Here is a 21,141-nt window from a genome sequence, read left to right as displayed (position 1 = left end):
CTACACCGATCACATAACCGGGTATCCAACTGCCCACAACCGGGGCAACTCTCCGGAAATATCAAGGTAGAAAAATCTCGATAGGTTTTAGCCACCTGCGCTCCGACTAGAGTAGATAGTTTTTGAGGATGGCTGGAAAGAAGATGGTCTGCCATAGATACAGCTTGCTAGCTTCAACTGCAGTGATGTTTTCAGAAAAAAATTCTCTCTGGAAAACTTGGAGCGCTTGGCCTTGGGAACCAAAGCACCTGAAACCATCAAAGCTAAGAAAAATCTGAAACTAGACGCGAACTGATGTTAACGCTAACTGCTTGCCGCAAATGCGGGATAAGAAACCCCATTTCCGAGTACTCGCCACGACTGTTGGATATGCCCCAGCCGCGTTCCTAGCTCGTTAACTACCTGCACATTCCCGTTGGAAGGATTGGGCACCAAGTATTGAGACTTCGGCGCCGCCTCAAAGGTTTCATCGTACGAGTTCACCGCCAGCACCTGTATTTTCGGGTTACCTCCGGACTGTAGAACTGCTACCTGGCCCGAATCAATCCAAGCTGCCGAAGCTACCTCAGACAAGATATCGGTACCTAGCTTGCCCACCTTTATCTGGGTAGGGGTGCCATCTTCTGCTCGGATCACGGTTGCCATTCTACCTTGGAAACTGTATCCCACCTGCCATAAGATTAGGCCGCGTACCCCGGGAGCACTGAGCGCAAAAAACGGGATTTTCCAGTTTTCACCCTCAGAGATTTTCACTCGCGCCACCTGAAAATGGCTATTTACTGCCACCATATCCCCGGGTTTGGAAGCGTCCCCAGTCCATGCCCAGCCCCAAGGGTCAACTTGCGGAACCCGCAGATTCTCGCCTCGGTAAAGAACCTGGGGGGCTTTTCCGCGTTGCAAGCGTACCAGTTCTTTGCCCCCGCGAATCGCTACCTGGAAATCAGTGCCGACTGGCCCGGGAGTAGGCCAAGTAATTTCCCCGCCCAGGTCTTGTGCCGTTGTAAATACCCCGGAGCGGGTATCGGATTCCTCGATTACTGCCCCATTCTTAACCCCCAGCATCATCTGTTTCTTTACCGGGGCTGACTGCTCAGCAGGATCCGGTAGAGCTTTACCGTTTTGCGAAACTGTAACCTCATCAATCCCAGCAATCCCCAATAAAGTGGCATTTACTTGCTGATATATCCTTGCCATTTCCGTTTCAGAACGTAATCGCAAAGTGTCGGGCAGTTCGACCATGGCTTTGCGACCTTGCATAGTAACCAAGTTAGAAGGAATCTTGGTGATCGGCTCTGTCGCACTCACCGCACCTTCAAGATCAATGGTAGGGGCAGAAAACAGTGCCGTCAGCAAGTATTGGGCAATGTTCTTACGCGGCACCCACCGGGGATCAGGAATTAAAAAGCGATGATCACTCGACCAGTAGTAAACGTTTCGCTTCGAATAAGCATTCTTAAACGCCGTATTGGTTAACACCACTCCGTCAGGCAGCGAACTGATCCGCCACTGTCCGCCCTCCTTCGTCAACTCGTATTTAACGGTTTCCTCTTGCCGGAAACTCTGCCTCATTCCCACTTTGTTGACCCGCAATACCGGTTGTCCACTTCCGGTAGCCAATTTCGATCCATCAGCAAAAACTATTTTTAGTTCCGTCTTCGGTTTCAGCACGGTTACTTGAGTTTTCGGTTGCCAACTGCGACGAGTACCAGAGGTTAGGAACTGTTTAGCAATTCCATAGTCATCGTAAGTACCTGCGGCACAGGCCTGTTGGAAATCCGCCAGTAGTTTTTCGGGAGTTGATCCATCAATCGGTCCCGTAGCCAACTGGGCGAGCGGGTTACGAGAATCCGGATTCACCTCGCCTTCATGCACCGGCCCGGCGTCAGGAAGGGATGCACAAGCCGCCAAAGTGAAAGCTAGGCAGGTACACAGGATCCCCAAGCGAAGCCGCTTCCTCCCGCTGATTTTCCCATTTCTTAAGGTTTTCGAGGACGCAGCAGACTTTCGCAAAGACGCGGGTAAATCTTTTCGCCACCTCCGCAGCAATTGCTTTTCCCAATGCCGAAGCTCACGACTAAACCAGTTCATTGAGTCTCTGCCTTTCCCTCCGGGCTGGTTTGCGCAGCGTCATCACCTTCCAGATTCTTAATCCGCTCTTGAACATCAATCACCGTGTCGGGCGCTGGCATATGCGGCAATGGCTGAGCGGCAGTTGACTCTTTCATATCGGCAGGCAGCTCAGCCGGCATTCGGGGTAGGCTGTCTGCTGCACTCACGGGAATTTCCTGCTGAGGGCTGTCACTCGCCTCCAAGTGGCGCACTTCCAAAGCAGTATCCTCTAGATCCTCCGACAAAATAATGTCTTCTGGATGGTCGATAGCCCACTGGGAGCGAGCGGTAATCAAATCCTGGTTTTCAACTTCTTCTGGCAAATCCGCAATTTCTTCTCCCTGCTGGCGGGGCAATAGCAGAGTAAAAGCAGAACCTTGCTGGGGGCAGGATAAAACCGTGAGTAATCCGGAGTGCAAAGCCGCGTCCTCGGCAGAAATTGCGAGCCCCAGGCCGGTACCGCCAGTGGTACGTTTACGGGAAGGATCCGCCCGGTAAAAACGATCGAAAACATGTTGCGCAACCGCGTCAGTCATACCGGCACCATGATCGCGGATCTGCAAAGCCACTGCGGTTTTTGAACCGGCGACTGTAACCTTCACTGGTTTACCTTCCGCGAACTCGATCGCGTTCACCAGCAAGTTTTGGGCAATCCGGCTGACGCGAGTTTCATCTACCTGCGCCACGGTATCCCCGTAGGTTTCTAAAACTACCTCTACTCCCATGTTTTCTGCGAGAGTGCGATTAGAATCTAGAATTCCACTCGCTAAAGAACCCAGATTTACCTCGGATAATGAAAGCTTGGCCACGGAGGCATCAATTCGGGAAATCTCAATGAGATCCGCCAGCATTTTGTCGAAACGGTCAACTTGGCGGTGCAGAATCGTGGCGGAGCGGGCATTAGTCGGCGAAAGCTGGTCGCGTTCATCATAAATCAAATCGGACGCCATCCTAATAGTGGCTAGCGGGGTACGTAGCTCATGGGAAACATCAGATACAAATCGCTGCTGTAAAGTTGACAGCTCTTCGTAGTCGCTAATCTGTTCTCGCAGATAGCTGGCCATATCGTTTAACGCTTGGGATAGCTGTGCTAACTCATCCCTACCGCGTACCGGCAGGTGAATCTGCAGATTACCGGCCGAGACTTTGCGCGCTGCTTTTGCTGCTCGCCGCGCAGGCGCCATAGTCGAATAAGAAACCGCTGCCATCAGGACTGTTAACACCCCGAGCAGCACCACTGTTCCAAAAATTAGTACCTGGTTCACCATATAAATGGTTTGTTGCTCATAGGCTAAGGAATAGACCATATAGAATTCATAGCTACCCACCACAGGTAGAAACACTCGCGAACCCACAATGATACCGGGAGTTTTCTGCTCTTGCGAGTTTTTCAAAGACACTGATTGCCAGTGAAGTCCGCCCTTTTGCTCAACCGCTTTCCGTAACTGCGGAGTGATTAAAACGCGTTGTTCCGGGTCAATAATTTCGTTGATCGCTAGGGGGCGAGTCTCATTTGGATCCCGCAGCAGCATCGCTCCTACCCCGCCTGCACCGGTCAAGGCATCTCGTTGATCTGACATTAAGGTATAGGCCGCATCTTGTACCCCACTGACGGAATCGGTCACCGTGGCATCAAAAGCAGATTGCAAACTTTCTGTGCGCAAAGATGCATCTTGCAGCACAATATTTAAACGTTTTTGAAAAACCCCATTAGATACATGCGAGGTTACGGAAACAATCAAGATGATCATCATCATCGCGGTGGCCAATGCCATTAGTGCGGTTAGTCGCGCAGAAATCGAAGACAGAAAAAAACGCACTATCGGCCAGTTCGCGACTTGGTTTCCCAGGTAGCTAAAAGCCGATCGCCATTGTTTGTCCCGCAGCAATCCCCAAAAGCTGCCGGATGATTCTTTGACCGCTGCCTCCTGGGCTGGGGGTTGGCTGCTCATAGCCGCCTAGTTGCCTCCAGCACGGTAGCCAACTCCTCGCACGGTGCGCACAATCTTGGGATGTTCCGGGTCTTCTTCAATCTTGGCTCGCAGCCGCTGCACGTGCACATTCACTAAACGAGTATCAGTATTCGCGTGACGGTATCCCCAAATATCTTCTAATAATTCTTCCCGGCTAAAAGCTTTCCACGGCGAGCGCGCCAAGGTTAGCAATAAATCGAATTCTAAAGGAGTCAGATCGATACGTTCATTGCCACGGAAAACTTCGTGAGCCGCCACGTTGATATGAAGATCCCCCAGATCTACGTCCTCGTCCTGACCCTCGCTAGTACGTCCCCGCAACCGCGCTTTAATCCTGGCTACCAGTTCTTTGGGTTTAAAAGGTTTGGGGATATAGTCATCGGCTCCCGCTTCTAGCCCTGCCACCACATCGGCTGTATCTGATTTAGCGGTGAGCATGATAATCGGCAGATCGGATACGGTGCGAATCTGTCGGCAGATTTCCACTCCGTCTTTGCCGGGCAGCATTACGTCTAACAACACCAAATCCGGTTGACTTTCCTGAAAAATATCAAAAGCCTGATCACCGTGATGACAAAACACTGACTTATAGCCCTCGGTTGACATCACAATGCCCACCATCTCTGCAAGTGCCTCATCGTCGTCCACTACCAAAATTTTCACGGTCATGAATTCTATTGTGCCACGCCGATGCATTTTTTGGCGCTATTGCTAGACTGTTGCTTTATTTATAGGCTCGATCGGTAGAATCTATGTGTAACCTATTGGCTGGTTTAATCCGGCAATCCTCCCGGTAGGAGGCGTAAATGTCCGCGGCGCTGCTCTTGCACTTTACGACGCTCCGCAGTCAGTCCCTGTTTAACGCTCGCATCGTACTCGTGCCCTACATGTCCGCGGCCTCCGCTGGTGGCTTCGGGGCTCAGCCGCCCATCCCAGTTCTTATTTACTTTCGCAGTGGGAAGATGTCGCCGCTTAGAAGCTTCCCGCACCACATTTGCCAAGGCCTCTAAATCGTCATCACTGGGCTCGGCAGGAGTAAACTCACTGGCTAACCGAACAACCTGCCAACCCCGAGGAGCGGTCAAATTGTTTGCGTGTTCGGCGCAAAGATCATAGGCGTGCGGTTCTGCCTGGGTAGCAAGGGGGCCAAGGACAGCAGTGGAATCCTTATACACATAGGTTAAAGTAGCGGCTGCCACCTGGTTGCAGCCATTTTTTGAACAAGATCTAGTTACCCGCACAATTGCACGTTAGCGGCGCGGGAAATAAAACCCAAGTCTAACTCGCGGTAAGGTGCGTTCTCGTGAGGGGTTTGACACGAAATAGGCGAGATCGCCACGGGCGCGGAGCACGAGGAGTGACTTTCTTGCCGATGATCCCAGCTTGGAGGACGCGGCGGGAAAAATTTGATCAGCTGGTAGTGGATTTGGCTACCCAGGCTGCCCGCAAGCATGAGGTAGTAAACCGTATCGAATTTGGGGTGGAAGATATTCCTCCTTCGGATCCAGCTGACTGGGAATCTCCACAGGCGGTCTTAGGACGGTTATTTCCCGCAGATAAGGGCGGGAAGCTGGCTACTCGAATTGTGGTTTACCGCTTGCCGATCCAGTGGCGTTGTCGCAGCGGTCAGGAACTAGAACAAGCAGTTAAAGCGGTGCTGGCGGAACACCTCAGTACTGAAATTGGCTGTTTACCCGAAGAGGTATTCCCCGGATACTTCTAGTTATTAGCGCAAGAATTTTTCGAACAGTATATTTGGGATACTTTTAGCCAGGATTTACCCAATTGCGACCCTTATTAGCGGCTAGGGGTTAGTTTTTACTGTAATCGCAGCTATTTCCCTAGCTGCTTTTCCGACCCCAATAGTTCGAAAAGTTCCGGCAGGATCTCCCACCAGCTGACCGGCGTGCAGCGCATTTTCACTTTGCCATTGCCAAACACCCGCAGGTACTTTCACTAAGGTCAACACGCCCGGTTTTACCGCTACCTCCTGGGTTTTCCCGGCGGAAGATAAAACAATTTTTTGTTCTTTCCCGCTTTCGAAAGCCAGATTAGCCGCCTGTTGATTACTCAGCACTGCTCCCGAAGTACTGGGCGACACAGAGGGATAAACTGCCAGCGTATCCTTCTTTGCATAGGTCTCCGGGGCGAAGACCGCGGCCACTACCGGTTGATCTGATTTAACCTTGACCGCAGCCAGGCCGTCTTTTACTCCTGCCAGAGGAATATCGAAAACTGCTCCTGTAGCGACCTGCAACTTATTGGGGGCGGGCACCGGGGTTTCCCCTTTTACATCCAGGAGGGATACCTGCAAATTCGCCACTTCCCTACTGGGATTCAGCACCCGCAAACTGGATTTACCAGTAATTTTAGCTGCTGGAATCAGTACTTCTTGGGAAGGGGCGGCTAGAGCCGGCGAATGCACAGCGCCAGCCTTTTGGGCTCCAGTCGCCAAAGTGGAACTGACCCAAGAGCTCACCCCCTTCCCCTCGGCCTCTACTAGCACCCCGAGCCGGTTATACCCGGGAGCTTGCCCATCTAAAACCAGAGAGCTGCTAGCGCGGGCAGGGATATTTTGCGTGACTTTAGCTGCCAAGGGACCCTGTTCCGTCCAAATCTGAATCCGAGCAGTAAGGGGCGCTCCGGACGGGTTAAGCAAATGCAAAGTAGAAGCATTTCCGGTGGTAGTGCCGGGAGTCAGAAAATAGGCGCGATTAGTGGGGGCAGCGCACAGGCCCGCGAAAAATCCGTTCTCGTCCTCTTTCCCGTTGCTGCTAACATATCCCAAGGCAGCGGCATTTTTACCTGCTACTGGTTTCACCTGTAGTGTCAACCCAGATTTACCCACTGAGTGAGCAGCGTCCTTTGCCAGCGCGTTCCCGGATGCATCGGTTAGCGGCGCAGATCCCGTTTCCGAGATCCCTTCCACCCAGGCCTTCGCGCCCTCTCCGGGCAAAGTCGGGCAGATAACTTGCTGGATTCCTGCCGGAACTGCCACCTCGCGGTCGCCATTACTAGGACTAGAGGTGGCGGGAAGCGTTTTGGGAATCAGCAAAGCAAGCGCCAAGGCAGCTAGCAGAATCGCTAGCGCCGAGAACAGGGAAACCACAGATTTAAAGGCGGGTTTTTTCATTTTTGTTTCCTCCTGTCCCCCAACGGCAGGCAGGTGGCTACAGCACCGAGGTAAACCAGCAGGAATAGTCCTATCACCAGATAACGTCCTGGACTAGCGAAGTAGACTTGGAGATTTCCGGACCCGCCGGCCGGAATAGTAAAACTTTGCAGCCCTCCCTTAGATCGAGCCTGAAGATCCCGCCCAGCTATTTGGGCTTTCCAGGCCGGCGAAGCTGATTCTGCCAGTAAAAGCTCACGTTTCTTCGAGGAGGGCGCGAGAGACTTCTTTGCACTTAGCACTGCTGCCGGAACCGTTTCTTGGCGCTTTCCGTCACCGATTCTCACTCGCGCATCGGAGCGAGCGGGAATAAAACTGGAAGTGTCCAGACGCCACACACTGTAATCATCATTGGTAGCTACCGGATGAAAATAGCTGGAAGAGATGAGTTTGGAGTCCAGTCCGTCAGCGGCGGCTTGCTTAGTAACCAGTAACTGTTCTACCGCTAAATCTGCGCACTTGGTTGCAGCTTGGCGGTCATTTCCCGCTACTAGCGCCGCCAGCACCCCACTTTCGGGGGAAGTGTGTTGGGCAGGGGATTGGGTTCGAATCTGCCAGTTGGTGGCCAGTAGTCCCGGTCCGGCTTCCCGGCGCATCGCCACCTGGTAGCGATCCCCGTCTTTATCTATCAGCAGCATCCGGGTTCGTTTCTCCGATGCCGATAAAATCGAAAACGCGACTGGTGAGCGGTCAGAACCGGCCTGCAAGGGAGTATTCGCCGAGGGCAGCGCCCAGGTAGCTATGGTAGCCAGAGGAAGTACCAGCGCCAGCGTAACTAAGCTTGCCAGCAGGTAACGCAGCCGTTTGGGAGGCTGGATCGCACTCCATCCCAGCGAGGTGGACACCAGTAGTCCCATTAGCGCTACCGAAAATACCGAAAGCAGCCAGGGACTTTGTCCGGGAGCCACTGTTTGTGTCAGCGCAAGCATTCCGATTACCACGCTTGCCAGGGTAAATGCCCACGCTATACGGGTGGCCAGTAACTCTCGTCCGGTAAATAAAGCTCCGCCCGCGGCTATTGCCACGCAACTGAGAGCAGCTATTCCAAGATATAACGGAACGCCAGATAGTATTTGCCCCCAAAGCTGCAGCTGAGAGCGAATTACTATTGGGGTAGGCGCCGAGGGCGTCAGGAATAGATATGCTCGCATGCTATGGGTACGTAACGCCCAAATAAAAGACGGTAAGAGCGTTACCAAGGCGGGAACCAGTATCGCTAGTCCGCCTCCCAGGTAAGCACAGCTACGCCGCCAGGGTAAATGCTTCTTTACCGTTACGCTCAGGCTGCAAACTAGTACGAACACTAAGGCAGCTAACCACAGCCAGGGGGCGGCGGCGCTCACCGCTACTAGGGATAGCGCTGCAAGGCCGGCGGGGAGGCGGCGCGAATAGTTTGGTAGATAAGTCTCTGTTCCCAGCACTCCCGCCAGCAGGTAGGGACGTCGCAGGTCAAAGAACGAAATAATTCCCCATACTGCCAGAGGAAGGAAGACATGGCCGAGGACAGCAGCAATATTTCCTGCCTGCACACTAACCAAGAACGGCAGCGCTGCGCCCCAGCTAAGAGCGATCAGGGCACGCACCGAATTTACTCGGGTTAGGGCTGCCGATGCCAGCCAGGCACCCATTCCCGCGCCCAGTGGGGACAAAACCAGTAACCAACGCAATACGGTGGTGGGAGCAATGCCGAAAATAGCGAAAGGCGCGGTAATAGCCAGCAGCGGATAGGCAATCGGATCCGGGAGACCGATAATCCCCGTAGAAAAAGTACGCCAAGAGTTGGTTGCCAATATCCAAAAGTCATGCCAGCTTCCGGGCAGAACACTCCAGAATCCTCCGTGCATTCCACCAAGGAAATCTCGCATCCCGAAAAGACTAATACTAAGGAAGAAGAGGGCGAGTAGCCACGCGATGATTTGGGCGTGCCAAGTTACCTTGTCCAACTGGGATTTCGCTACTGTCCCTAGTTTGAGCACTTCCTGTCCGCTTTCGCGGTCTACCCGCCGAATCAGACGCCGGTTTTCCCGTACCCTGCTAGCTGGTACTTCCAGGCGGGCAAGTTCGCGCCGCGAGATCTGGGATTGTCGCCGCTGAATCCGCCGCGCCGCCAGGATTTTCCCTAGCGATCCCCATACTCGGTTCGCCGCCTTGAGCTCTATTGCTGCTCGCTGACCTGCAGAGCGTAGCACCCACATCAGGGCTATCATCAGCGATTTTAGAGGTAGTAAACAAAGCCATAATGGCAGAAGCACCGAGCTGATAGTTAGGGCACGATAGAGGTACTTATCGGCGCGCCGCTCCGGATAGGAGTTTTCTTTTTCCCGGGGAGCCTCTAGAACCAGTGGGGTAACCGGAACCGGATCATAAACGTAAACTGGCTGGTGAGGAACGGGAGAATCCGGTTCTGCCGGCTGCCCATCCTCTTCAGTGTCCAGCTGTTCGTAATCCTCAGTGGCGTTTTCCTCTTCCCCTTGGATACGCTCTTTTTGTCGATCCTCCTGCCTGCTCCCCATTGGTGATGAGGGCGCCTGCGCTGTCAACAGGTTTTCCGTTAGCGGCGCGGACTTATCCGCTGGCGTTTCCACCTGGTTGCCTACTCCGGGAGACTTTGTATCCTGCTTCTCCTCGGTATCTTCGTTCCTGGTATCGGCAATCCCACTAGCGGAGTCTTGATGCTCCAGATATTCGCGTAACCCGAAGAGTCCGGCTTGCGCGTGGTAAATACGGGCTGCTGGCACCAGGCAAACGCGGTAGCCAGCCATGCGCGCGCGCCGTCCCAGTTCTAATCCTTCAGTAAATTTTCCTAGCAGCGGGTTAGTACCCCGCAAACGATCCCAAAGCTGGGCTTTTATCAATAGTCCTGCGGTTCCTACCGCCAGCACATCACTGATACCGTCATATTGCCCCTGGTCAACCTCGCCCGGATCGAAAGGAGTAAGGCGCTCGCCGCCCCGAGTAGCGTGGATACCTACCGAGGCCAGCGTTTCCGGTTTATCCCAATCCAGGGCTTTCGGACCGGCAATCCCCAAGGTAGTCGAGTTCTCGAACGCTTGGACAAGTTGCCCCAGACATTCCGGGTCAGGGGCAGAGTCATCATGCAGCATCCACAGATAGTCGACGGCCTCCAGATTGTTGGCGCGGGCAAGGCGTACCGCCTGCCCCAAGTTATTGGCTTTTACCTGGGAATAATGTAGAGGCGCATAGGGACGCAGCTGAGCGGGAGTGAGGGTAGTATCAGCGGCAGTATCTACGACTACCAAGGAGGTTATGGGGTAACGGCATGCACGCAGCGCGGTTAAAGTTTGTTTCAGGTAGGGAGTAAGACCCCGCGTGGCGATAAAAACCTGAACGCTGGGATGCTGGTAGGAAGCGGTTGGTTCAGAGGCACAGGCCACTGGGCTACCCTACATTGCGCCGCAATCTGCGCCGTTCCCGTTCTGAAAGACCGCCCCAGATTCCGAAGCGTTCATCATTTTCTAAGGCATAACTGAGGCATTCATCGCGAACCTCGCAGAGCTCACAAACCGCTTTGGCTTCCCGAGTAGAACCCCCTTTTTCGGGGAAAAACGCCTCGGGGTCGGTTTGGGCACATAACGCTTGTTCTTGCCAGGAGAGGGGGCCTTGGTCATCCTGCCCAATTTGCCAGGATTGCGGATTAGACGAGATGGGTCCCTCGCCAAAAATGTTCCACATATTAATCTCCTCGCAAAAATAGGTGTCTATAAGAGTATAAACTACAAGCGTGTCATTCGGGGAAGTCACCCAAAAAAATGGTATAGATTTTTTGTAGCATCTGCGCTTATTAAAGATTAGAAATCTTATCTACCTGCAGTTCAGTTCAATAAATTCCGCAATATGTTCCACAGAAGAAATTTTCTCGATTTCCCCACAATTTGGCTCTAGGACTACTGCTGCGCCCTGATAACGCCAAATCTGCCCGACCACCAGCGCCAAGGATTGTGGAGTCGCATCCTCAGCTACTTTGATCAAGATTCGGCGCCCCGGAACCTTTTGTTCACACCAGCGGGAAAAATCTGCGATTGCTTTTCCGTCTACGCTTACCCGAAAATCGGTATCTGCCAACGCAAAGTTTTCACTAGGTAAAGGGAACAGTAGTTGATCAGCTTGAGCGAGCACTTCCCGGTTACCGTCTAGTAATCCGGCGGGCAAAGCCTCCGGGTAACGCCAAGCCAGCGGAGACAGGCTGACAAGATAGGTTTCAATTCCGCTTTCCACAAAGCCAGAGCCGGCCGCCGGGTCGCTGATTGCACAGGCAACCAGATCCGGATCTGCAATCAGATCTGCCAGCTCTTTACTGCCAGGGGCATCAGCTGTCAGATTCTTCACCGTGAGCCCTAACCCCCACCCGGCGATTCGCCACAGGAGATCACGCCAGGAAAGCCCCAATCCCAGAGCTAAAACCCCGCCAGGTTCGGCTGCTAGGTCACCGGCCAAAAGATTTTGAGTCTTCGTAACCCAGTTATTGACTACCTGCCCCGAGAGCTCTATACGATCCTGTCCGTACCAGGTAAGGCAAGGAGAAGAGTAACCCAACAGGGCACTGACCCAAGAGTTATCCCAAAAAGATTTAATCTCCATTACGGTACTCCCGCCTGCACTAGTTTTCCGTTTCCTCGCACGCGCACTGTCCCCTCAGCTGCAGAAACAAAAATTGCTTGTCCGGTACAGATAGTTTCTACTTCCCCGCCAACTCCGACTTCTAAATCACCGCAGACCCCTAATAGTATTCGCGGACCGAAACCGGGAATCGGAATCCATTCCCCACCAGTTATCTCGGACACTGAAAGTTCGAAATCATCCACTGGCGCATAGTAGATCCCAGTGCCTCGCCCATTCATTTCCGGAGCGATCCGTACCGGGGGCGCGCCGTGAAAATCCATACACCGCAAGGCCTCACCGGCATCAATATGTTTAGGGGTAAGCCCGGCACGCAACACATTATCGGAAGCAGACATGATCTCAATCCCCAATCCCGATACATAGGCATGCACCGCGCCGGTAGGGATAAAAAGCGCCTCCCCCGCCCGTAAAGTAACCGGGTTAAGCAGCAAGGATAAGACGGCTCCCGGATCACCAGGATAGGTACGCGCGAGCGCTACTGCCTGGCGGTCTACCCTCAGCGAGGGGGAAGTGCCTCGATCTAAGCGATCTTGACAAGCGGTGATTACCGCCTCTATTTGAATTCGGCGTTCCTCATCTAAGGGCGCCAAAAGTTTACGCGCCACTGCCCGTAAACCACGATAACCGGGATAGGCACGCAAAGTTTCTAGCATTTCCCGTGCTAGCGGGGCATTCAAATTGTCTAAGACTTCTTTAGCCCGACGCGGCGCGCGAAACCCAGCGAAGGCCTCGAAAGTGGTAAGCGCGAAAATCATTTCCGGCTTATGGTTACGATCTCGATAGTTTCGCCGCGGACTATCTAGAGGAATTCCCGCTTCTTCTTCTGCTTGGAAACCGGCCTCTGCCCGCTGTTTTCCCGGATGTACTTGTAAAGATAATGGCTGCTCGGGAGCAATTATCTTCAGCAGAAAGGGAAGCTGCCCATCAAAGCGCGCCGAAACATCTTCCCCTAGCATCCCCGCAGGATCGGCGGCAATTACTTCCGAAAGGGGACTCGCTTCCGCCAGAGTCTGCGCTCCTCTATGAGCACCAAACCAGAGTTCGGCCACTCGCCGACCCTCAAAATCAATCCCCGTGAAATCACTGATAGCGCGGAGAGATCCCCAAGCGTAATCTTTAACCGCTCCGGAAAGCCTCAGCAAGGTAGAAACCCTCCCGGCCTTAAACCAGCTGTGCCCCAGCCACCAGGGACTCTAATTTCGCCCAGGCGATTGAGGAATGCAGGCGCCCGCCTAGCCCGCAGTCAGTAGAAGCGATTACCCGCTCCGGGCCAACTGCCGCCACGTAGCGCGACAACCTATCGGCTACCAGCTGAGGATGTTCCACGATATTGGTGGAATGACATACCACGCCGGGGATGAGCACCTTGTCCGCCGGCAACTGGTATTCGTGCCAAATACGCCATTCATGGGCATGGCGCGGCGAAGAGGCCTCGAAAGTGTAGCCTCTCGCATCGACCCGCAACACGTCCTCCACAATATCGGCGAAGGGAATATCGGTAGTGTGTGGACCGTGCCAAGACCCCCAACACACGTGGAAACGGGTAAGTTCAGTAGGAATATCTTTTAACGCCCAGTTCAGAGCCTCGATGCGCACCCCGATGAACTTTTTGTAGTCCTCTAGCGAAGGTTCCGGGTTGATTTGATCCCAGGATTCCGCGATAGAGGGATCATCAATCTGCACCGTGAGACCGGCATCGGTGATGATCTTATATTCTTGGCGCATCGCATCCGCACATGCCCAGACTACTTCCTCATCGGTGCGGTAATAACGGTTATCTACCCGCGCGCAAGATCCGGGCGAAAGAGCGGCGATAAAGCCGGAAGAAGCATCCAGGCCATTAGCTTGCAGCCCTTTGAGCAACAGATTTACATCCCGGCGAGCAGCGTCAGCCCCGATATAGCTAAGCGGACCAGTAATCACCGGGTTACCTACGGAGTTGCGATTACCGAGAACTCCCGAGTCCGGATCTTCATAGGCTTCGCGAAATAGGTTGCGGTCGCGCCGGTCAGTGAAAGTAGTAAGCCGGATATTGCCGGGCTCGGAGCGAATAACCTCGGTTTTTGCCCAACGATCCTCATCGGTTTGGGTAAGTCCCCCCAGGCGAGAGAAAGAATAGTTCCACCAGGCGCCATAGTCGACCGCCCCCGAGGTAACGTGTCCGTACTCGCCCTCATTGACAATATCAATACCGATTTCGCGTTGCTTGGCTACCACTTCCGCGGAGGCGCGTTCGATAATTTCTTCGAACTGCTGGGGGCTGATTTTCCCAGCGGACATCAGGTTATTGGCTTCTAGCAGCTGCGGAGTTCGCGGCAGTGACCCCACATGGGTAGTTTTTACGGGCATTATTATCCCCTTCCCTAGTTACTTAACAATAAGATTTTTGGAGGGTGCCGGCGGATTTCCGCCGCAACCAGACTATTTAAATCCGCTTTACCAGCGGGAAAGTAATGGTTTCGCGAATCCCCAGACCAGTAATCGCCATTAGCAGGCGGTCAAGCCCCATTCCCATGCCCCCAGCTGGCGGCATTCCCGCTTCAATCGCTTGCAGGAATTCTTCATCTACTTGCATAGCTTCCGGGTCGCCGTTGGCGGCATCAAGAGATTGCGCTTCAAAACGTTCACGCTGAATCACCGGATCATTCAGTTCCGAATAGCCGGTAGCCAGCTCGAATCCGCGCACATACAGATCCCATTTTTGCACCTGGCCGGGTTTTTCGGGATGTGATTTCACCAGTGGGGAGGTGTCTTCAGGGAAGTCCGCTACGAAAGTGGGAGCATAGAGCGCGTCCCCGACTTCCTCTTCCCATAGCAGCTCCACGATTTTGCCGGGAGAATAGAACTTTTCGACTTCAATCTCGCGCTCCTTAGCCAGTTTCACCAATTCTTCCCGAGGGGTACGCGGAGTAATTTCTTGCCCCAAAGCCGCTGATAGGGAACCATACAGGTCAATCCATTCCCACTGTCCCCCCAGGTCATAAGATTCTCCGTTCGGCAAGGTTGCGACGGTAGTTCCCAGGGCAGCCTGCGCCGCATTTTGCACCAGCTGGCGGGTAAGTTCGGCAATCTGGCGATAATTCCCGTAGGCCTGGTAAGCCTCTAGCATGGTGAACTCGGGAGAATGCGAGGAATCTGCACCTTCGTTGCGGAAATTGCGGTTGATTTCAAAAACCCGATCAATCCCGCCTACCAGGCAACGTTTTAAGAATAGTTCCGGGGCGATCCGCAAATACAGGTCAGTGTCATAGGCGTTCATATGAGTGACGAAGGGGCGGGCAGCTGCCCCACCGTGCAGAGTTTGCAGCATCGGGGTTTCCACTTCGATAAAGTCCTGCCCGGATAAAGTTTCGCGCAGGGAAGCCACCACCTTCGCGCGGGTGCGCACCATTTCGCGAGCAGCTTCCCGGGTGATCATATCTACTTCCCGGTGACGCACTCGCTGGTCTTCAGACAGAGAAACCTCTTGCCCGTCCTCGGTCTTAAAAGTTTTCGGCAGCGGACGCAATGACTTGGAAGTGAGCTGCCAGGCGGGTTGTCCGTCCTCACCAGGCTGTGCCATGACCGAAAGCTCCCCGCGTTTGGAGGCAATTACCCGTCCGTAAACAAACAGGTGATCCCCCAGATCTACATCGGCTTTGTAATCACTGAGGGAATCTTTACCCACTTGGGCGGCAGAAAGCATAGCTTGCAAGCGAGTGCCATCGCCTTGCTGCAAAGTTACGAAGCAGAGCTTACCGGTATTACGGGAAAACACTACCCTCCCGGCGACCCCCACGAAGTCTTCAGTTTCTTCCCCAGCTGCTAGGTTCGGGTATTTTTCCCGCACCTGGCTCAGGGTATGAGTAATAGGTACTGCGATGGGATAGGGGTTGCGACCATCATCAATCAGGCGCTGACGTTTGTCAGCGCGAATACGAATCTGTTCCGGCACACTTTGGTTATTAGCTTCACTCACGCATTCCATGTTAGCTATGAGCGGTTAACCGGTTCAATCTCGCTAGCTTAAACCCGGGTTTAAGGACGGGAAAGTACCACTAACTGGTTATCGCTCAAACGGATGTCACCTAGCTTTACCGCTGCGATTAGGCAGGCAGTGCTGGGGCCATCTGCCTGCCAGGATTCGAAGGAAATCGGATCGACCAAATCAAGATACTCAATTTCGGCGCCGCTTTCCCCCAGAGCCTGCCGGGTTGCCGCAAGCACTGCCGCCCCAGAGCCTGAGGATGCTGCCTCCTGCACTCCCGCAAATAGGGCTTTCGCGAAGTAAGTAGCATCCTCGCGCTGCGTAGGGGAAAGAGCCTGGGTGATCTGGGAAACGGTGAGTCCATCTAAATCCCGGAAAGTAGGAACCGCCTCTACCGATACCGGAATATCCAAATCCCGCACCACCAGGCGCACCGCCGCTAAAAACTGGGCATCGCATTGCCCGATAAATACTTTATGAGGACGGACGATACCCAACATTTTCACCAATTGGGTTAGGCGATCGCGTGCCTGCTCAGGGTGGTGCGCACCTTCATATTGGCGGATAATCTGCCCGGGGTCTAACACCGTTAGTGCCGCCCCGAAAGGGTAAAAAGCCTCAGTTGAGGGCGCGAAAATAATATCTACCCCACTGCGCGCCGCTAACTCTAAATCCGCAGCGCTAATCATATCGGAGGTAGTCTCAAAGGCTGGCCCTACCGGATCGGTATAAACCGAGGCCACCAGGGTATCTACCCGCCCGCTGGCCTCAGCAAAAGCAGCCTGATGCCCGGGATGCCAGTTACCGCGAGTGACCACCAGCCCCACGGTTCCGGCATTTCTTTCTACCCGCTCCAAGGTTTGACGATCATGTACTACCAGCGGTTCTTTCGCTTTATTCACGCTATTTCCCTCAGGTTATCTTGTTGTTGCTGGCTTGATTCTACCTGTCGAGAGCCGAGATTAACACCTGCCCGCCCTAAGCTTTTACCCACCTAGCTGTCAGAGTCTATTCAGCTATCATCCAGTTTTCTCGGTAATAATTCCTGCTATGACTGCTAATGACACTGCTCGCCTACTAGTAGTAGACGATGAACCCAATATCCGCGATTTGTTAGCCTCTTCCTTGCGCTATACCGGATTCGAAGTTTTCACGGCTGCTGACGGCTCCGAAGCGATAAAACAGGCCGAATCTACCGATCCGGATTTGATCGTATTAGACGTAATGTTGCCCGACGTGGACGGCTTCACTGTCACTCGCCGCCTGCGCGAAAATGGCTTCACCACCCCCATTCTTTTCCTGACCGCAAAAGACGACATGAGTGATAAAGTTCAGGGTCTGACCGTAGGTGGGGACGATTACGTAACCAAACCTTTCGGCCTCGAGGAAGTGGTGGCACGGATTAACGCAATCCTCCGACGCACCCGGGGGCTTGCGGGTGAAGACGCGGTCATCCGGGTGGCCGATATTGCTTTAGACGAGGACGCTCATGAAGTCCGGCGTGCCGGCCAAGTAATCGACCTCTCCCCTACCGAATTCAAATTGCTACGCTACCTAATGATTAACGAAGGGCGAGTAGTTTCGAAAGCCCAAATCCTCGACCACGTGTGGGAATACGACTGGAACGGCGAAGCGGCGATTGTGGAATCGTATATTTCCTATCTGCGACGCAAACTAGATGTGCCGGGGTCATGTGGAGATATCATCACCACCCGCCGGGGCATCGGCTACATGATTCGCACCGGAAAGCACTAATGACCCCAGAAGTCCCCGGTAAAGCAGAGCAGTTTTCTGCGGATAATCCGGCGCCAAAAGACAGCAAGCAGCACCGTACCTATTGGCAACGAATCCCGCTCACCTGGCGTTTAGTGCTGGTTATCATGGCACTGCTGGCTGGCGGGCTGGGCGGAACTGGAGCCGCCATGCTCGGGATCTTGCATTCGCATTTGACCGCGCAGATAGATTCCAATCTGAAGGCTACCGCCTCGCGGATAAAAACTAACGATTTAGTAGATCTACTAGATAAAGGGACTTTCCAAGGCAATCAGCCCACCAATTATTTTGTGAGAGTCAACTACGCCGGACAGGTAGCCGAAGCTACCTCTTCTGCCGCGGCGGTAGATAGAGGACGCCCAGACTCTAAAGCTCTAGAGCTGGCAGAGCGTTCCCGCGACATCAAGTGGGAAAAGCCCTTTACGATCGCAGGCGAATCCTCTTCATCTTGGCGCGCCATTATGCTGCCAATTCGTAGCGACCAAACCCCCAAGATCACCGGGACCTTAATAGTGGCGCTGCCGCTGCAAACCGTTACCCAAACAGTTACCGCTACCGGGATTAACGTTCTGGGCACTTCGCTCATCATTATTTTGGTCGGCGGGGTTTTAGCCTATGTATTAGTGCAAGTCTCCCTGCGCCCTCTGCGGCAAATGGAGGAGGTTGCCGGGAAAATCGCCTCGGGGGACCTGCACGAACGTATTGATTTATCCCAGGTGCGTGCCGGAGAAGTGCTTTCGCTGGCTTCTGCGCTCAACTTTATGCTTTCTCGGATTGAAGAAACTATTGTTACTCAAAAGCGTAACGAGCAAAAAGTCCGCCAGTTTGTTTCTGATGCTTCTCACGAGTTACGCACCCCCTTAGCAGCCATCCGCGGATACGGGGAACTGTACAGAATGGGCGGGGTACCCCCCGAGCGGGTGGAAGAAGTTATGGGGCGAATCGAGTCAGAAGCCACCCGGATGGGACTTCTGGTAGAGGATCTACTAAAGCTTGCGCGTCTGGACGAAGGACGGAAAATAAAAATGGAGGCGGTAGATCTTTACCGGATAGCGGCGGCAGGAGCATTAGATTTATCGGCACTTTCGCCAGAGCGAGACATTAGTTTACTCCATCTAGATGGCTCCGCATTGGAGTTAGATGAGGGGGAAAGCGCCCTGGTGTTAGCCGATCGCGATCAACTAACCCAAGTGATGACCAATCTAATCGGCAATGTGGAACGCTACACCAACCCCCAGGTACCGGTAGAAATCTTGGCCGGGATTAACTCTGGTGAAGCAGTATTAGAAGTACGTGATCACGGCGAGGGAGTTCCCGAAGAAGAACTTGAGGAGATTTTTGGACGCTTTTACCGCCGTGACGGTTCGCGTTCGCGGCAAACCGGCGGTACCGGTCTGGGTCTCTCGATCGTGGCGGCTATCGCCGCGGTGCATGGCGGAACTGCCCAGGCGCTGCCCACTGCCGGCGGGGGGCTAACGATACGAATGTCTTTCCCGGCGCTACCTCCTCCTGCCGTCCAGAAAAAAGCGAGTAAGAAAATCGCAAAAGTTTTTAAGAAAGGCGCGGGAAAGAAAGCTACGCGAAGCACACAGCCCGATATGCCGAAAAATATCGAAGCATAGTTGCAGCTGCGGGGGCTGTTTTTGATTGTATTTTCTCTAAAGCGATTTTAGCCGTAGGATAACCACTGCAACACTCAATCGTCGGGGGTACGAAGGCTATGCCAGGTGCGCCATCTTGGCTGCAGACGGGATTCGTCAAAGCTATGCGAGAGCTGGGGATCACCGACGATACCCTATTGCGCAAAGAAGCGGATAAGCTGCTGCAAATGTGGCAGTCTGCCGGGCGCCAATTCCATACCAAGAACCATTTAATCCGTCTGCTTACCTGTTTGGATCATTATACGAACACTTCCCAACAGCCAGCGGTATTAACGGTTGCCGCCTGGTATCACGGAGTAATTACCCAGTCGCAAACACGCGCAAAAAACACTACTAACTACGAAAACTATCCCGCCTCGGCTGATTTTGCGCTTACCCGCCTCGCAGAAATGGGACTACCAAAAGAGCTGGCTACCCGGGTCGGGGAATTGATTTTAATGCTGGAAGGGCGCCAGCCACCGCCCGATGATCTGGACGCCTGTGTATTCGTTGACGCCTCCATGTCGTATCTGGGAGCTTCTCCTCAGGATTACCGAGGCTATTGCCAGTTAATGCAAGCGGAAATGGACACTATGGAACCGCTGCGCTATGCGCGGTTACGCCGGTCACTAATCTCAAAGTTATTGGCGCGCGATGCTATTTTTCTTTCTCCTTTGGGCAGCGGTAACGAAAATGCCGCCCGGCAAAATCTAGAGGGCGAATACGCGAAGCTATCGACGTTGATCCCCGGGAATACTTCCGGGAAAGAGCGTTCCGGCCTGCGTCCTCGCAGTAAAGAAAAAACCCGCAGCGCAGATACTTCCGAGACTGTGGTTATCAAGAGGGCATCCCCGCGGACAGTTGCGCGACGACCTATTCTAAACGGGGGAGAAAACCCGAGTTCTTTAACGACTCCCCTAAGAAAGATTTCGGCGACCGAGAGAAAAGACCTGGAAGCGCGCAGCGCCCGCTTACAAGCTGAAAATGTCGATAATGATAGCGAAAATGGTCTTTCTTCAATGGAAAATGTGGCTGACCAGTTTTCCACTTTTACGATGCGGAAAGTCACTATTAAAAATGACGATTATCGCCGCACCGAACCCGAGAAAGAAGAATTTGAAGAGGAAGAAACACCGACCGTCTCCACAGATGAAGATGTAGAAGAGACCATGTATTCTTCCGCTGATGACGAGGATTCGCTGACCGAATTTTAGGGATTACTTTTCTGGTCGTCCAAAATTACCGGCACCAGATGATTCGATCTTCCGATGGCAACCTTTATGAGCCCTGCCCCTGGCTATTATTTTGTCCCCAGGATCAGCTAAGGATTTAGTTTTCTGAAACTATTATCGGGCAGGTTTGAGCGGGGCTAGTCAGGTTCTAGATTGAGGGCGATAGCCAATCAATCAGTTATTTTAAGGAGAAACCAAGATGGCACAGTTCAATGTAGATTCCGGGCAAGTATCGGCAGCCGGAGCTCAGGCAGCAGCAATCGCCGGGCAACTGCGCACCGATGCCGCTGCCATGATGGCGCAAGTGCAGGCTCTGCAAGGATCTTGGACCGGGGCAGCTGCTAGCTCCTTTGCGGATTGCGCAACTCGCTGGCGCGCGGCGCAAGCCCAGATGGAGGCGGCTTTAGATTCTATTGGTCAGGCCTTGCAGGCTGCCTCTGTAAGTTACGAAGAAGCTGAAAGTGGGGCGGCCGCCATGTTCGCCGGTTAATACCTAACCGCGGGTTAACTTGGGTATTAACCCGAATATGGAGCCGGAAATGGGCATTAGCCCGCATGCACCCCAAAATGGATAGACAAGGGGGGGGGGGGGGGGGGGGGGGGGGGGGGGGGGGGGGGGGGGGGGGGGGGGGGG

At 53.6% G+C, this 21,141-nt stretch carries 17 protein-coding genes; 5 read left to right on the top strand and 12 right to left on the bottom strand.

Annotated features, from left to right (window positions below):
• Positions 1 to 303 precede the first annotated feature (303 nt).
• The 4 genes from L0M99_RS01010 to L0M99_RS00995 form a co-directional block, all read right to left on the bottom strand.
• Entirely contained in the window at positions 304 to 2,088 is a 1,785-nt protein-coding gene (locus L0M99_RS01010) for an LpqB family beta-propeller domain-containing protein (protein WP_238127472.1), read from the bottom strand.
• On the bottom strand, positions 2,085 to 4,061 hold the full coding sequence (mtrB, locus tag L0M99_RS01005) for an MtrAB system histidine kinase MtrB (RefSeq protein ID WP_024059508.1): 1,977 nt from the start codon (positions 4,059 to 4,061) through the stop codon (positions 2,085 to 2,087). The genes L0M99_RS01010 and mtrB overlap by 4 nt, the downstream gene beginning before the upstream one ends.
• 6 nt (positions 4,062 to 4,067) lie before the next feature.
• The gene (gene mtrA / locus L0M99_RS01000; RefSeq protein WP_038109247.1) at positions 4,068 to 4,751 is read right to left on the bottom strand and encodes an MtrAB system response regulator MtrA; all 684 of its coding nucleotides are present in this window, start codon (positions 4,749 to 4,751) and stop codon (positions 4,068 to 4,070) included.
• Positions 4,752 to 4,855: 104 nt separating this feature from the next.
• On the bottom strand, positions 4,856 to 5,323 hold the full coding sequence (locus L0M99_RS00995; RefSeq protein WP_038109249.1) for a DUF3499 domain-containing protein: 468 nt from the start codon (positions 5,321 to 5,323) through the stop codon (positions 4,856 to 4,858).
• A 131-nt stretch (positions 5,324 to 5,454) separates the two neighbouring features.
• Between L0M99_RS00995 and L0M99_RS00990 the strand changes: the two genes are divergently transcribed.
• On the top strand, positions 5,455 to 5,805 hold the full coding sequence (locus tag L0M99_RS00990; protein WP_238127504.1) for a metallopeptidase family protein: 351 nt from the start codon (positions 5,455 to 5,457) through the stop codon (positions 5,803 to 5,805).
• 81 nt (positions 5,806 to 5,886) lie between these two features.
• Here L0M99_RS00990 and L0M99_RS00985 read toward each other — a convergent pair whose 3' ends face one another.
• From L0M99_RS00985 to L0M99_RS00950, 8 genes are all read right to left on the bottom strand, one after another.
• Positions 5,887 to 7,215 (bottom strand): DUF5719 family protein, encoded by a 1,329-nt coding sequence (locus tag L0M99_RS00985; protein WP_024059512.1) that lies wholly within the window; start codon positions 7,213 to 7,215, stop codon positions 5,887 to 5,889.
• Positions 7,212 to 10,649 (bottom strand): glycosyltransferase, encoded by a 3,438-nt coding sequence (locus L0M99_RS00980; protein WP_024059513.1) that lies wholly within the window; start codon positions 10,647 to 10,649, stop codon positions 7,212 to 7,214. Before L0M99_RS00980 ends, L0M99_RS00985 begins: the two co-directional genes overlap by 4 nt.
• A gap of 4 nt (positions 10,650 to 10,653) precedes the next feature.
• A complete protein-coding gene (locus tag L0M99_RS00975) occupies positions 10,654 to 10,947 on the bottom strand; it encodes a WhiB family transcriptional regulator (protein WP_022864340.1) in 294 nt (97 codons plus the stop codon).
• Positions 10,948 to 11,076: 129 nt separating this feature from the next.
• On the bottom strand, positions 11,077 to 11,853 hold the full coding sequence (locus L0M99_RS00970; RefSeq protein ID WP_024059514.1) for a TIGR03089 family protein: 777 nt from the start codon (positions 11,851 to 11,853) through the stop codon (positions 11,077 to 11,079).
• On the bottom strand, positions 11,853 to 13,037 hold the full coding sequence (manA, locus tag L0M99_RS00965; protein ID WP_024059515.1) for a mannose-6-phosphate isomerase, class I: 1,185 nt from the start codon (positions 13,035 to 13,037) through the stop codon (positions 11,853 to 11,855). The genes L0M99_RS00970 and manA overlap by 1 nt, the downstream gene beginning before the upstream one ends.
• Before the next feature lie 19 nt (positions 13,038 to 13,056).
• Positions 13,057 to 14,244: a cobalamin-independent methionine synthase II family protein gene (locus tag L0M99_RS00960; protein WP_024059516.1), complete on the bottom strand. Its 1,188-nt coding sequence runs from the start codon at positions 14,242 to 14,244 to the stop codon at positions 13,057 to 13,059.
• A gap of 76 nt (positions 14,245 to 14,320) precedes the next feature.
• Positions 14,321 to 15,862, bottom strand: a complete 1,542-nt coding sequence (gene lysS, locus L0M99_RS00955) for a lysine--tRNA ligase (RefSeq protein ID WP_024059517.1) — start codon at positions 15,860 to 15,862, stop codon at positions 14,321 to 14,323.
• 50 nt (positions 15,863 to 15,912) lie between these two features.
• Positions 15,913 to 16,764 carry a pantoate--beta-alanine ligase gene (locus L0M99_RS00950; protein WP_024059518.1) on the bottom strand — a complete coding sequence of 284 codons (852 nt, stop codon included), beginning with the start codon at positions 16,762 to 16,764 and terminating at the stop codon, positions 15,913 to 15,915.
• Between the two features lie 148 nt (positions 16,765 to 16,912).
• Here L0M99_RS00950 and L0M99_RS00945 point away from each other — a divergent pair, with 148 nt between their 5' ends.
• The 4 genes from L0M99_RS00945 to L0M99_RS00930 all read left to right on the top strand — a co-directional run bounded on the left by L0M99_RS00945 (position 16,913) and on the right by L0M99_RS00930 (position 20,997).
• Positions 16,913 to 17,617, top strand: a complete 705-nt coding sequence (locus L0M99_RS00945) for a response regulator transcription factor (RefSeq protein WP_024059519.1) — start codon at positions 16,913 to 16,915, stop codon at positions 17,615 to 17,617.
• Entirely contained in the window at positions 17,617 to 19,257 is a 1,641-nt protein-coding gene (locus tag L0M99_RS00940; protein ID WP_024059520.1) for a sensor histidine kinase, read from the top strand. Before L0M99_RS00945 ends, L0M99_RS00940 begins: the two co-directional genes overlap by 1 nt.
• 98 nt (positions 19,258 to 19,355) lie before the next feature.
• A complete protein-coding gene (locus L0M99_RS00935) occupies positions 19,356 to 20,489 on the top strand; it encodes an HD domain-containing protein (RefSeq protein ID WP_024059521.1) in 1,134 nt (377 codons plus the stop codon).
• A 217-nt stretch (positions 20,490 to 20,706) separates the two neighbouring features.
• A complete protein-coding gene (locus tag L0M99_RS00930; protein WP_024059522.1) occupies positions 20,707 to 20,997 on the top strand; it encodes a WXG100 family type VII secretion target in 291 nt (96 codons plus the stop codon).
• The last annotated feature ends 144 nt before the right edge of the window (positions 20,998 to 21,141 follow it).

The sequence above is a fragment of the Varibaculum cambriense genome, from assembly GCF_022133705.1.
Lineage (GTDB): Bacteria > Actinomycetota > Actinomycetes > Actinomycetales > Actinomycetaceae > Varibaculum > Varibaculum cambriense_A.
The sequence above is the reverse complement of the archived record's forward strand: the minus strand, read 5'-3'. Positions and strand labels throughout refer to the sequence as shown.

Bases quoted from the DNA above. Each gene is read 5' to 3' on its own strand.
- L0M99_RS01010 (WP_238127472.1), bottom strand. From the start codon at position 2,088: ATGAACTGGTTTAGTCGTGAGCTTCGGCATTGGGAAAAGCAATTGCTG.
- mtrB (WP_024059508.1), bottom strand. From the start codon at position 4,061: ATGAGCAGCCAACCCCCAGCCCAGGAGGCAGCGGTCAAAGAATCATCC.
- mtrA (WP_038109247.1), bottom strand. From the start codon at position 4,751: ATGACCGTGAAAATTTTGGTAGTGGACGACGATGAGGCACTTGCAGAG.
- L0M99_RS00990 (WP_238127504.1), top strand. From the start codon at position 5,455: ATGATCCCAGCTTGGAGGACGCGGCGGGAAAAATTTGATCAGCTGGTA.
- L0M99_RS00985 (WP_024059512.1), bottom strand. From the start codon at position 7,215: ATGAAAAAACCCGCCTTTAAATCTGTGGTTTCCCTGTTCTCGGCGCTA.
- L0M99_RS00975 (WP_022864340.1), bottom strand. From the start codon at position 10,947: ATGTGGAACATTTTTGGCGAGGGACCCATCTCGTCTAATCCGCAATCC.
- L0M99_RS00970 (WP_024059514.1), bottom strand. From the start codon at position 11,853: ATGGAGATTAAATCTTTTTGGGATAACTCTTGGGTCAGTGCCCTGTTG.
- L0M99_RS00960 (WP_024059516.1), bottom strand. From the start codon at position 14,244: ATGCCCGTAAAAACTACCCATGTGGGGTCACTGCCGCGAACTCCGCAG.
- lysS (WP_024059517.1), bottom strand. From the start codon at position 15,862: ATGGAATGCGTGAGTGAAGCTAATAACCAAAGTGTGCCGGAACAGATT.
- L0M99_RS00945 (WP_024059519.1), top strand. From the start codon at position 16,913: ATGACTGCTAATGACACTGCTCGCCTACTAGTAGTAGACGATGAACCC.
- L0M99_RS00940 (WP_024059520.1), top strand. From the start codon at position 17,617: ATGACCCCAGAAGTCCCCGGTAAAGCAGAGCAGTTTTCTGCGGATAAT.
- L0M99_RS00935 (WP_024059521.1), top strand. From the start codon at position 19,356: ATGCCAGGTGCGCCATCTTGGCTGCAGACGGGATTCGTCAAAGCTATG.
- L0M99_RS00930 (WP_024059522.1), top strand. From the start codon at position 20,707: ATGGCACAGTTCAATGTAGATTCCGGGCAAGTATCGGCAGCCGGAGCT.